The following is a 12,434-nucleotide window of genomic DNA, read 5'->3' as shown; positions in this document are numbered from 1 at the left end:
CGAACTCGATCGCAACCATGCGTCTGCGCCTGATCCGCGCACTTGCCAAAACCCTGCCGCGATGCCCCTGTTGTGGCCTCGCCGCAGCATCAAGCCGGCGGCGAAATTTATGACGCAGTAGTACTAACCCACCCTACAGCTTTGTGCGTTACGCCGCGTTCGCCAGTCGTCCGGCCGCGAGACCGCGGTCGAGGTCGGCGAGGATGTCGTCGATGTGCTCGAGCCCGATCGACAGCCGCACGTAGCCGTCCGATACGCCGGTCGCGAGCTGCTCTTCGGTGGAGAGCTGCGAATGGGTGGTCGAGGCCGGGTGGATCGCAAGGCTACGCGCGTCGCCGATATTGGCGACGTGATAGAGCAGCTCCAGCGCGTCGATGAACTTACGACCGGCCTCACGACCGCCGGCGAGCTCGAAGCCGACCAGACCGCCGAACTTGCCCTTCAGATACTTCTCGGCGCGTTCGCGGGCGAGGCCGGTCTGCTTCGACGGATGGATCACCCTCACGACTTCGGGGCGCTTCTCCAGATAGTCGGCGACCTTCTGGGCATTCGCGACGTGACGCTCGATCCGCAGCGGCAGCGTTTCCAGGCCCTGGATGATCTGGAAAGCGTTGAACGGCGACAGCGCCGCGCCGAGATCGCGTAGCAGCGTGGTGCGCGCCTTGATGATGTAGGCGACCGGGCCGATCGGCTTCACCGCATCGACCCAGACCGCGCCGTGATAGCTCGGGTCCGGCGTGTTCAGCGCCGGCTGGCGCTGCGGGAACTGCTCCCACGGGAAATTGCCGCCGTCGACGATGATGCCGCCGATCGAGGTGCCGTGGCCGCCGAGATATTTGGTCGCCGAATACACCACGATCGCGGCGCCGTGCTCCAGCGGCTTTACCAAGAGCGGGGCTGCGGTGTTGTCGACGATCAGCGGAATGCCGTGGCGGCGGCCGATCGCGGCGACTTCCTCGATCGGAAACACCGCCAGCTTCGGGTTCGGCAGCGTCTCGGCGTAGTAGGCGCGGGTACGCTCGTCGGTGGCACGCTCGAACGCCTGCGGGTCGGACGGATCGACGAAGCGGACCTCGATGCCCTGGTCCTTCAGGGTATTGGCGAACAGATTCCAGGTGCCGCCATAAAGGTCGGTCGACGACACCACGTTGTCGCCGACCCGCGCGAGATTCTGGATTGCGTAGGCCGACGCCGCCTGGCCCGACGCCACCGCCAGCGCCGCAACGCCGCCTTCCAGCGCCGCCACCCGCTGCTCCAGCACGTCAGTCGTCGGATTGCCGAGCCGGGTGTAGATGTTGCCGAGTTCCTTCAGCGCGAACAGGTTCGCGGCGTGCTCGGTATCGCGGAACTGATACGAGGTGGTCTGGAACAGCGGCACAGCGACCGAGCCGGTCGAAGGGTCGGCGCGCCAGCCGGCATGCAGCAGGAGAGTTTCGGGGTGGAGCTTCTGGGTCATGGCGACATCCTTCGGGCAATGAGAGCCGGGCTGTGACCGCGATCGTGACGGCGACGCAGGTCAGCGGGCGTTCATCAGGACGGCGCACATCCTCCAAGTCAATCGATCATGTGAAATAGAAATCTCCTTATCGGCGACAACGCGGTCTCGATATGTTCCTTCCTCGCCAACCACGGGATGAAAGAGAAAATTCTTCCATGACGAGGGCGGGGCATGACGTCGCGCCGGCACTGCTCCAAACAGAAAAGGCCACCATTGCTGGTGACCTCTCTGTCCGATCCGATGAAAGAGATTCTGCGGCGGGTGAGCCGCCGAGGCTGACTCAGGCGTCGAGATTGCGAAGCTGGGCGCGATTGCGCAGTTCGATCTGGCGGGCGCCGGAGAAGCCGAGAATGCCCTTGCTTTGAAGCTGCGACAGCGCGCGGGAGACGGTTTCGAGGGTCAGGCCGAGATAGTCGCCGATGTCGCGGCGGCACATCGGCAGCGCCATCATGCCGGCGACGGCGAGGCGGCGGTCCATTTCCAGCAGGAAGTTGGCGACCCGCTCCATCGCATTCTTGCGGCCGAGCAGCAGCATATGGTCTTCGGCGTGGCGCAGCTCGCCGGCGGTCATCGACCACAGGCCGCGGGCGATGTTGACGTCGGTGGCGGCCGCCTGTTCGAGGCTGCGGCGCTTGATCAGGCGGACGGTGGTGTCGACGATGGCTTCGGCGGTAAGGCGATGGGTCGGTCCCGACTCCAGCCCGAACACGTCGCCGGGAAGATAGAAGGCGCCGATCTGGCGGCGGCCGTCGGACAGCAGCTTGTAGCTGCGCACCGCGCCGGACACGACCTGGTAGACGTACTCGGACGGCTCGTCCTCGCCGTAGATCTCTTCTTCCTTCTTGTAGGCGAATTCCGAGGCGATCAGGCCGGCGTGGCCAGTGGTCGCGAAGAACTGCTCGGCCGTGGAACAGGAAGGATCAATCGGGGCAGTGGCGGTGGCGGGGGTCCTGAGCGACTGGTTCAGCATCTGGCCATCTCCTATGGATCGGATGGCCTGGGTTGTACGGAAGATTCCGAGGGCGAGGTATTTCGCTCCATATCTTAAGTGGGTTCCCCTAAGTAGGTTTACGTAGGCGCGGGGTTGTGGCCTTAGGGGAAATCCGAAGTCTTAACAAGAACTTAAGGGAGGTGGAGGTGTTTGATGCAGGCCACGTCAGGCCGCGGCGCCGCTCTCCTGCAGGGCGGCGCGAATGTGCGACACCAGGCTTTCTTCCAGGTGCGGTTTCACCACCACATGCTGCACGCCGACCACGCTGGCGCGGCTGGAAATCGTCTCGTCGGGGTATCCGGTGATCATCACGATCGGGGCGCGCACATTGCGCTCGCGGAGTCCGCGGGCCAGATCGATCCCGTTCATGCCGGGCATCTTGTAGTCGATCACGATGCAGTCGACCGGGCCCTGATCGATGGCGTCGAGCAGCGCCGGACCGCTGCGGAAGGTGCGCACCGCGAAGCCGTCAGTCTCGAGCAGAAAGCGCAGCGATCCCAGCACGCCCTGATCGTCGTCGACTACATAAACGATGGTTTTCGCCGACGCGCCTGGCATCACCTACCTCACGCGCCGAAGACGGCTGTGAACGATTGCATCCTCGAACCATAGGGGCTGGCCGAGGGGGCGTTTTGATTTGTCTCAATCCTTGATGACGCCGCCGCGCATCGCCATCCGGACCAGTTCCGACAGGCTCGAGGCCTGCATCTTGGTCATCACATTGGCGCGATAGACCTCGATGGTCCGCGGACTGATATCGAACTCGCGGGCGATCACTTTGTTCGACATGCCGGCGACCAGGCCGTCCATCACCTGGCGTTCCCGCGGGCTCAGCGACTGGATCCGCAGCGCGATGTCCTGCGTAACCGCTTCGCTCCTGGCGCCTTCCTGCGCCTGCTTCAGCGCCAGTTCGATCAGTCCGATCAGGCGATCGTCGTCGAACGGCTTCTCGATGAAGTCAGAGGCGCCGAGCTTCATCGCTTCGACCGCGAGCGGCACGTCGCCGTGGCCGGTCATGATCAGCACCGGCAGCTTGCTGCCGGCTGCCTTTTGCCGCTTCAGCAGGTCGAGACCGTCGATGCCGGGCATCCGCACGTCGGACAGGATGCAGCCGAACTCGACCTCCGGCTCGTCGAGAAACGCCTGTGCGGATTCGTACAGCCTGACCTCGTAGCCGGCCGAGCCGAGCAGGAATTCGATCGATTCCCGCATCGCCAGGTCGTCGTCGATCACATGCACGGTTCCCTTAGGCATCAGTCATATCCCCGACGGGCGCCAGCGGCAGCGTGAAACGGAACGTCGCGCCGCCGGCGCTGTTGGTTTCTGCCCACATCCGGCCGCCATGCGCCTCGATGATCGAACGGCTGATCGAAAGTCCGACCCCCATTCCGGTTTCCTTGGTGGTGAAGAACGTCTGAAACAGCTTGGCCTTGACCTGCTCCGGCAGACCGCTGCCGGTATCCGAGACAGTAACCTCGACCATGTCGTCGGCGACGCGGGCGTTGGCCGCCGACAATTCCTTCTTAGCGGAATTCGCCATCGCTTCCAGCGCATTGCGAAACAGATTGACCAGAACCTGCTGGATCTGGACCCGGTCGACCAGCACCAGATCGTGCGCCGGATCGAGATTGAAGCGGAGCACCACGCCCTGTTCGCGGGCACCGGTGAGCCCGAGCGCGCCGGCCTCCTCGATCAGCTTGGCGAGGCTTTCGACCCGCTTCTCGGATTCGCCGCGCGCGACGAAATCGCGCAGCCGCCGGATGATCTGGCCGGCGCGCAGCGCCTGCTCGGCGGCGCGCTCCATCGCGCTCTCGATCTTGACGGTATTGGGATCGGTGCTGCCGGCGAGCAGCCGGCGCGAGCCCTTCATGTAGTTGCTGATCGCCGACAGCGGTTGGTTCAATTCGTGCGCCAGCGCCGAGGCCATCTCGCCCATCGCGGTCAGCCGCGAGACGTGCACCAGTTCCGCCTGCAACTCGTGCAGCCGCGCCTGGGTCTGCTGATACTCGGTGAGATCGCGGATGAAGCCGGTGAAATAGCGCTCGCCGCCGGATTCCATTTCGCCGATCGACAGGTGGATCGGAAACGTGCTGCCGTCCTTGCGCTGGCCGGTGACGATCCGGCCGATGCCGATGATGTGGCGCTCGCCGGAGACGTTGTAGCGGTCGATATACTGGTCGTGGCGGGTGGCGTCGGGGCGGGGCATCAACACGCTGATGTTCTGTCCGATCGCTTCGCGCTCGGACATGCCGAACATCCGCTCCGCCGCGCGCGAGAAGAAACGCATGATGCCACGGCCGTCGATCAGGATCATCGCGTCCGGCACTGTGTCGAGGATCGAGCGGAGCTGCCCCTGTTGCAGCCGAAGCTCCTGCTCGAGCACCTTCTGCTGATCGATGTCGAGCACGATGCCGCAAAGATAGGAGGCACCGTCCTCGTGGACGATGCCGCCGCGGGCGCGCAGCCAATGGCTGGGACGGTCTTTCTCCGCCACCCGGTACATCACGTCGATCTTGTCGCCGTGCTCGATTGATTGCTGCAGTGCGAGGGCAATTTGCTCCCGATCGTCTGGATCGACCAGGGAGATGAAGGTGTCGTAGGTGAGGGGAGCGTCGGCCGGCACGCCCAACAGCTTGCGCGCGGTCGCCGAACAGGCCAATTCCCGGGTGGCGAGATTGAGCTCCCAAGTGCCGACGCCGTACCCGTCGATGCCCTGCTGCAAACGGCGATCACGCGCAAGGAGTTCGGTCGACGGTGGGGCTGGTTCGGTCACGCGACGCCTGAAATGCTCTCTTTGCCGCTCTTAACACGACGGCATTCCGATCCGCAACACGGCGAACCAGCGCGGAATCACCAGCCTCGGCGAGCAGGTCGCCCGCCTCCTGCCAGGAACACAATAACACTCGGGTCGCTGGGGAGTTCAGCTCGCTTTCTTGGCGGCCCGGTCGTCCTCCGGCGAATTCAGGTAGAAGCCCGACATGGTGTCCACCCAGCACAGGTGATCATGCACCTCGCGCACCCCGCAGACGTTCTCCGCGACCACGATCGCGGCCTGCCGGGACCGCTCCTCGGTGATCACGCCGTTGAGGTGCACCACGCCGTCCCGCACCAGCACGCTGAGGCCGAACGGGCGCCAGTCGTTGCGATCGATCTCGGCGATGATCCGGTCACGGATCTTGTCGTCCGCCGCGTTCGGCTCGGGAGCCTGACGCGCCAAATCGGCGACCGCGCGCAACAGATTCTTGCGGGTGACGATGCCGACCAACAGATCGCCGCGCATCACCGGGAAACGCTTGACGTGATGCTTCTCCATCAGCTTGACGATGGTCTCGATCGAGGTTTCCTCGGTCACCGTATAGGGGTGCCGGGTCATCACCTCGCCGACCTTGCGGCCGTGCTCGTGGACGAAGTCGCCGGCGCAGGTGCCGGGGCCGAGCAGCATCCGCAGCCACCTTCCGCGCTTGCGTTCGGTGCCGATCTCGGCGCGGCGGATGAAGTCGCCTTCGGAAATGATCCCGATCAGCTTGCCGTCGTCGTCGACGACCGGCAGGCCGCTGATGTGATTGTCGATCATCGCGTTGGCGGCGTCTACGATCGAGGCCTCGGGTCCGATCGTCACCACCTGCCGCGTCATGATCTGATGAGCGCGCATTTTCCGTCTCCCCTTTGCCGCGTCCGATCCCGCAGCGCCACGCGGGTCGCGCCGTGGTTGGTTGTGTCGCCGTCCCTCCCGCGTCGCGTCAGTGCGAGATCAGCGCGGGCAAGGTCAGTGACTTGAAGATGCCTCGGGTGACGCCGCCGAGGATGAATTCGCGCAGCCGCGAATGGCCGTATCCGCCCATCACCAGCAGGTTGGCGCCGCTGTCGGCGGCGAACGACAGGATGGTGTTGTGGATGTTGCCGGGAGCGGCGGTGAGCTGATGGCCGGTCGCGGCCAGATCGTGACGCAGCAGATGCGCCAGCAGGGCGTTCGACGAGGCCTGCCCAACGACATCCTCGTCCTCGTTGACGGCGACGACGTCGATGGTCTGCGCCCGGCCGAGGAACGGCATGGCGTCGTGAACCGCGCGCGCCGCGGGACGCCCGCCGTCCCAGCAGATCAGCACGCGGTCGAAGGCGAGCGGGCCGGTGTGGATATAGGGCACCATCAGCATCGGCTTGCCGGAACTGAACAGCACGGCTTCCGGCAGCGGATCCTGATGGCCGGGCCTGGCGCGGTCCGGCTGCATCAGTACGGTGAGATCGTACAGCCGCGAGATTTCCGACAGCGCCTGATTGGCCAGCACCGGCGTATCGCAGATCGAGCGCGCGCCGTGGGTCACGCCGGCGGCGCGCGCGGCGATCTCGAACTGATCGAGCCGGGCGGCGGCTTCGTCGGAGTCGGTGTTGTGCTGGGTGGCGGCGGCGTAGTACGCCGCCGAGGCGCCGACCATGATGGCCGGATTGATCGGCTGATAGGTGCAGACGATGCCGTCCAGATGCGCGTCGAACGCTTTGGCGACCGAGACGGCGCAGGCGACGACACCGTCGGCCGGTCGATCGGCCGGGATGTGGACGACGATGTCACTCGGCATTGCAAAGCACTCCCGCTTCGATCGTTCCCGTGATCGTGATCGTGATCGTGATCGGAGCGGAATATATGGCCGCGTCGGCGGGTTACTTTGATCTAGCTCATCGTATCGCGGCGGTCTGCGGCGTGATCATGAAATCGTTGCAGCGGCCGCAAGCGGCGAACGGCGGCTGCGTTCGCGTTGTGATTGCCGCGATGGTTCCGGGGAGGCGCTGATGACATACTCGACGGTGATGGTCGCGCTCGCGTTCGACCAGCCCAACGCGTGTCGTCTCAGCATCGCGGCGGAGCTGGCTGAAAGGGCCGAGTCGCGCCTGCTTGGTATCGCGGCGTCCGAACTCAGTCCGCCGGTCTACTACATGTCCGGACCGCAGGCCGAGCGGCTGATGATGCAGGGACTGGCGACCATCAAACAGCGGCTCGCCGAGCTGGAGGCCGAATTCCGCCACGCCATGAGCGGGCATACCCGCGAGCTGGAATGGCGCAGCGCGATCGAGCAGCCGTCGCGCTACATCGTGCAGCAGGCGCGTGCCGCGGACCTCGTGGTGTGCGGTGCCGGTGCGCCGAGCATCCTGAGCGATCCGTTCGCGGTGGCCGACCCGGCCGATCTGGTGATGGAGATCGGCCGCCCGCTGCTGGTGGTGCCGCCCAATGTGTGCCGGATCGATCTGTCGAGCGTGCTGGTGGCATGGAAAGACAATCCGGAGGCGCGGCGCGCGATCGTGGCGTCGCTGCCGCTGCTGCGCCAGGCCAGCCGCGTCACCGTCGTCGAGATCGTCGAGAGCGAGGAGGACGACGGCCGCGCCGCCGCGCTCGCCGGCGTGCACGATGTCGTCGACTGGCTGTCGCGGCACCGCATTCACGCGGTCGGCGAGGTGCCAGAGCCGGCCGGCGAGGTGTCGCGACAGATCACCGACGTCGCCCGCCGGGTGGGCGCCGGGGTCGTGGTTGCCGGAGCCTATGGACGTTCGCGCTTCCGCGAATGGATCCTCGGCGGTGTCACCCAGCATCTGCTGGAGCAGACCTCGCGCTGCGCGTTCCTGGCACGCTAGGGAAATCGACGGGGCTGGCAGCTCCTATCCGCGGTTTGAGCAAGGTCAAGCGCGCGGTTCGAGCCGGATGCGAGGCTTCGCATCCGGCTCCGCTACCACGACTTAACCATTTTCGCGGGCGGCCAACTCCAGAAGCGGCGGATGACTGCATGATGACATCTTGGTCGTCCTATATGTGAAGCGCAGGGGGCGTACCGAATTGCCATCGGGCGGGCGAAACTAGCCACAGGCCGTGCCGGCGTTTCCGCGCGACGACCGCGACGAGGTGATGATGTTGCAGACTTCTCCGCCGGCGCCGAGTGCCGCTTCCCAGCAAATTCAGCCGCCCGCCAGGCACCTCGGTCCGAGCGACAGCGACCGCACTCTGCATGCGACACTGGCGCCGCTGACCGGCGGGTTGTCGCCGACGGCGCTGACGCTCGCCTATTTCGACTGGCTGTCGCATCTGTTCTGGGCACCGACGCAGCGGATGGATCTCGTCAGCGATGCGCTGCGCCGTGGGACGCAGCTCGCCGAAGCCTCGATCGGCCAGACCGCGCCGTGGTCGCTGATCGCTCCGCAACCGCAGGATCGCCGCTTCAGTGCGCCGGAATGGCGCGAGCCGCCGTTCAACATGATGGCGCAGGGATTTCTGCTGGCCGAGCAGTGGTGGCACGACGCTACCACCAACATTCGCGGGGTCTCGGAGCAGAACGAGAAGATCGTCGAATTCGCCACCCGGCAGATGCTCGACGTGTGGGCGCCGTCGAACTTCGCCCTCACCAATCCAGAAGTGCTTCGCCGCACCGTGGCCACCGAAGGTCGCAACCTCGCCGACGGCTTCCGCAACTGGTGGGAGGATCTGCTCGAGCTGATGGCGCACGAGCCGAAGCACGATTTCGTCGTCGGCAAGGATGTCGCGGTCACCCCCGGCAAGGTGGTGTACAGCAACAAGCTGATCGAGCTGATCCAATACGCGCCCGCGACCGAAGCGGTGCGGCCCGAGCCGGTCCTGATCGTGCCGGCCTGGATCATGAAGTACTACATCCTCGACCTGTCGCCGCACAATTCGCTGGTGAAGTATCTCACCGGGCAGGGCTACACCGTGTTCATGATCTCGTGGCGCAATCCGACCGCCGCGGATCGCGATGTCTCGCTCGAAGACTATCGCCGCCTCGGCGTGATGGCGGCGCTCGACAGCATCGGCGCCATCCTGCCGGGACGCCCGATCCATGCGGCGGGCTATTGCCTCGGCGGCACGCTGCTGTCGATCGCGGCCGCGGCGATGGGGCGCGACGGCGACGACCGGTTGAAATCGATCACGCTGTTCGCCGCACAGACCGATTTCACCGAGGCCGGCGAACTGACCTTGTTCATCAACGAGAGTCAGGTCGCGTTCCTCGAGGACATGATGTGGAACCGCGGCGTGCTCGACACCACCCAGATGTCCGGCGCATTCCAGATGCTGCGCTCCAACGACCTGATCTGGTCGCGGCTGGTGCACGACTATCTGATGGGCGTGCGCTCCGAGCCGAACGATCTGATGGCATGGAACGCCGACGCCACCCGGATGCCGTATCGGATGCATTCCGAATATCTGCGCAAGCTGTTCCTCGACAACGATCTCGCCGAAGGCCGCTATGTCGTCGACGGCCGCCCGATCGCGCTGTCCGACATCCACACGCCGATGTTCGTGGTGGGAACGCAGCGCGACCACGTCGCCCCTTGGCGATCGACCTTCAAGATCCACCTGCTGGCGGATGCCGAGATCACCTTCTGCCTGACCGGCGGCGGCCACAATGCCGGCATCGTCTCGCCGCCGTCGCCGAAGGCGCACGGCTATCAGGTCATGACCAAAGAGGCCGACGGCCCCTATGTCGGGCCGGATCACTGGCTGCAGGAGGCCCCGCACGCCGAGGGATCGTGGTGGGTCGAATGGCTGCATTGGCTCGGCGCCCGCTCGGGCGAGCTGGTCGCACCGCCGCGGATGGGGCTGCCGGATGCCGATGCCGCGACTTTGCCCGAGGCGCCGGGCAGTTACGTGCTGCAGACCTGATCGTTCTGCGGCAGCGCCGTGAGAGCGCGGGCCAGCGTCTCGGCCGGAGTGCCGGAAGCGTCGATCGTCGTCCAGCCGATCGCACCGGAGGCGTAGCTCTGCTGCTGGCGGACGATCTCCGGCGTCGCGTCCGAGGCATCACCGACGCGGCCGGCCACCCGCGCGATCCGGGTGCCGATATCCGCAGTCAGAAACAGTCCGTGGAACGGGGCGGCGTGTCCCGTCGCGACGGCTTCGATCGCGTGGCGCTCCTCCGGCTTCGAGAACACCGCATCGACGATCACCGAATGTCCCTGCTTCAGGATCTGGCCGGCGCGATCGGCGAGGCTGCGATACACTTTCTCGGTGACATCCGCCGCGTAGGCGGCGGCCGGCAGCCGTTCGGTGTCGGCCGCGCCGAATAGCCTCTTGCGGACGATATCCGATCGCAGCACCACTGCGCCCGGCAGCGGTGCGACATGGCCGGAGAGCATTCGCGCCAGCACTGATTTGCCGGTTCCCGACAGGCCGCCGACCGCGACCAACCGGGCAGTGGGCGGCGCGATCAGCCTCAGCGCCAGATTGAAATAGGATTCGGCGCCGGCCCGATTGGCGCGCCGGGTCGGCTCGTCGGCGGCGGGCCGCGCCAGCATCACCTTGGCGCGGATCGCGGCGCGCATCGACAGCAGCAGTGGCAGCGCCGCCAGCGCATCGACATTGTCGTCGGCCGTTACTGCGAGATAGCGGTTCAAAAGTTGTGTGGAGTCGCTGCCGCGGCCGTAGTGCAACAGATCCATCAGCGGGAAGGCGAGGTCATACAGGACATCGACCGACGCGATCGCCGGATCGAACTCGATCGCGTCGAACAATGTCGGCTTGTCGTCGATCACAACGATATTGGCGAGGTGAAGATCGCCGTGGCACCACCGCACGAACCCTGCGGCGCCGCGCCGTTCCAGCAATCCGCGCAACTTCGCGAGCGCGGTGCGGCTGCTCTGATCGATGGCCGCGACGTGTTCCGCGTCGAACCCGCCGTCGGCGAGTTCGCTGCTGTTGTCGGCCAGGATCGGCTCGATCGAGGCGATCCACGGCGCGGTGGCGGCCAGCGGCGCTGCACGGTGCGAGGCCGCGATTGCATCGGCGATCGCGTCGACCAGTTCGGAGCCGAGCGGGCCGGCGCTGGCGAGATGATCCAGCGTCCTGCTTTCGTCGAACCGGCTCATCTCGACCGCCCATTCGACCACGGGCCCGTCCCCGTCGATTTCCAACGCGCCGCTGACTGATCGGCAGATCGGGACCACCCGGCGATAGATCGCGGGCGCGAATCGTCGCCCCACCGCGAGTTCCTGCTCACAGGCGCGATGGCGCTTCTGCAGCGTCGAATAGTCGAGGAACGGGAACTTGATCGCTCGCTTGATCTTCAGCACCCGGTTCCCCTGCAGGAAGACGGCGGCGCCGTGGGTGTCGATCTGCACCACGGGACTGCCGTCGGGGCATCGCAGGCCGCCGAGGAAACCGAGCACTTCCTGCTGGGAGACGGCGGGCTCGGTCTTGGGCTCTGTCATCGCAACCGCTGCTACTTGGGGATTTGAGAACAGTTCGAGGATGCACACAGGTTGCGGTCCCCGACACCAGATCCGACCGGTGAATTCATGAGGATTGTTGTACAAAAAACAAGCGGCGGCCGAATTGCCGCCTGTTTGACCTTGATCAATTCAATTCGCCAAAGCTGCGGTCAATTTGCACACCACGACGATTAGCAGGGCCGCCATTGGGTCGCCGGAAATCGTTGGTGAACATTCCGAGTGATTGGGTCTGGTCTTGTATAAGTTTCTAGAGGCAACCGTTGCCGACCATATGACGCGAGCGGTGAAGGCCGTGTCGCGTGAACTGACCATGCGCGAGCTGGAGGACAAGTTCGAACACGACGACTTCAACGCCTATCCGGTGGTGGAGGATCAGCGTGTCATCGGCATGGTGACAAAGTACGATTTCCTGAATTGCTTCGCCTTCCACCCGACCCAGATGCTGCCGCACTATGACGATCTGATGAATCGGACGGTCGGCGACATCATGTCGGCGGACTTCCTCTACGTGCACTCCGATACCAAGCTCACCCGGGTATTGCAGTTGATGGTCGAGCATCAGACCCGCAGCATCCCCGTGCTCGACGCTGATCGCAAGCTGGACGGTATCATCTCGCGCGAGGACGTCATCAAGGCGCTTGCGAGTTTCACCAAGGTTCGCTGACGGCCTGCGGTACGCGTCTCTCCGCCGCGCCCGGCCGGCGTTGGCTTGTTGCTGCATCT

The 12,434-nt window shown here is 65.2% G+C and carries 12 protein-coding genes; 4 read left to right on the top strand and 8 right to left on the bottom strand.

Annotation, left to right across the window (positions count from 1 at the left end; translation table 11 throughout):
- Positions 1-148 precede the first annotated feature (148 nt).
- From DU475_RS12265 to DU475_RS12235, 7 genes are all read right to left on the bottom strand, one after another.
- Positions 149-1,456 carry an O-acetylhomoserine aminocarboxypropyltransferase/cysteine synthase family protein gene (locus DU475_RS12265; protein WP_164632301.1) on the bottom strand — a complete coding sequence of 436 codons (1,308 nt, stop codon included), beginning with the start codon at positions 1,454-1,456 and terminating at the stop codon, positions 149-151.
- A 322-nt stretch (positions 1,457-1,778) separates the two neighbouring features.
- Positions 1,779-2,468 carry a helix-turn-helix domain-containing protein gene (locus tag DU475_RS12260; protein WP_013504122.1) on the bottom strand — a complete coding sequence of 230 codons (690 nt, stop codon included), beginning with the start codon at positions 2,466-2,468 and terminating at the stop codon, positions 1,779-1,781.
- 186 nt (positions 2,469-2,654) lie between these two features.
- Positions 2,655-3,047 (bottom strand): response regulator, encoded by a 393-nt coding sequence (locus tag DU475_RS12255; protein ID WP_013504121.1) that lies wholly within the window; start codon positions 3,045-3,047, stop codon positions 2,655-2,657.
- A gap of 84 nt (positions 3,048-3,131) precedes the next feature.
- Complete coding sequence (gene fixJ / locus DU475_RS12250) at positions 3,132-3,743, bottom strand: response regulator FixJ (RefSeq protein WP_013504120.1); 612 nt, start codon at positions 3,741-3,743, stop codon at positions 3,132-3,134.
- A complete protein-coding gene (gene fixL, locus DU475_RS12245) occupies positions 3,736-5,262 on the bottom strand; it encodes a sensor protein FixL (RefSeq protein WP_047308058.1) in 1,527 nt (508 codons plus the stop codon). The genes fixJ and fixL overlap by 8 nt, the downstream gene beginning before the upstream one ends.
- Before the next feature lie 147 nt (positions 5,263-5,409).
- Positions 5,410-6,141, bottom strand: a complete 732-nt coding sequence (locus DU475_RS12240) for a CBS domain-containing protein (protein ID WP_013504118.1) — start codon at positions 6,139-6,141, stop codon at positions 5,410-5,412.
- Positions 6,142-6,229: 88 nt separating this feature from the next.
- Positions 6,230-7,063 (bottom strand): universal stress protein, encoded by an 834-nt coding sequence (locus DU475_RS12235; protein ID WP_013504117.1) that lies wholly within the window; start codon positions 7,061-7,063, stop codon positions 6,230-6,232.
- 29 nt (positions 7,064-7,092) lie between these two features.
- Between DU475_RS12235 and DU475_RS12230 the strand changes: the two genes are divergently transcribed.
- The 3 genes from DU475_RS12230 (at position 7,093) to DU475_RS12220 (ending at position 10,146) form a co-directional block, all read left to right on the top strand.
- Entirely contained in the window at positions 7,093-7,275 is a 183-nt protein-coding gene (locus DU475_RS12230) for a hypothetical protein (RefSeq protein WP_041807509.1), read from the top strand.
- The gene (locus DU475_RS12225; protein ID WP_164632300.1) at positions 7,275-8,111 is read left to right on the top strand and encodes a putative universal stress family protein; all 837 of its coding nucleotides are present in this window, start codon (positions 7,275-7,277) and stop codon (positions 8,109-8,111) included. Before DU475_RS12230 ends, DU475_RS12225 begins: the two co-directional genes overlap by 1 nt.
- Before the next feature lie 271 nt (positions 8,112-8,382).
- The gene (locus DU475_RS12220) at positions 8,383-10,146 is read left to right on the top strand and encodes a PHA/PHB synthase family protein (protein ID WP_013504115.1); all 1,764 of its coding nucleotides are present in this window, start codon (positions 8,383-8,385) and stop codon (positions 10,144-10,146) included.
- Here the strand turns inward: DU475_RS12220 and DU475_RS12215 are convergent.
- Positions 10,128-11,690: a bifunctional aminoglycoside phosphotransferase/ATP-binding protein gene (locus DU475_RS12215; RefSeq protein WP_013504114.1), complete on the bottom strand. Its 1,563-nt coding sequence runs from the start codon at positions 11,688-11,690 to the stop codon at positions 10,128-10,130. The two genes, DU475_RS12220 and DU475_RS12215, sit on opposite strands and share 19 nt — an antisense overlap.
- A gap of 256 nt (positions 11,691-11,946) precedes the next feature.
- On the opposite strand from DU475_RS12215, the gene DU475_RS12210 reads away from it, so the two are divergent.
- Positions 11,947-12,375, top strand: a complete 429-nt coding sequence (locus tag DU475_RS12210) for a CBS domain-containing protein (RefSeq protein ID WP_013504113.1) — start codon at positions 11,947-11,949, stop codon at positions 12,373-12,375.
- The last annotated feature ends 59 nt before the right edge of the window (positions 12,376-12,434 follow it).

The sequence above is a fragment of the Rhodopseudomonas sp. WA056 genome (assembly GCF_010906995.1).
Taxonomy (GTDB): domain Bacteria; phylum Pseudomonadota; class Alphaproteobacteria; order Rhizobiales; family Xanthobacteraceae; genus Rhodopseudomonas; species Rhodopseudomonas palustris_G.
Note: the sequence above shows the minus strand (reverse complement) of the source record. Positions and strands in the feature narration are given on the sequence as shown.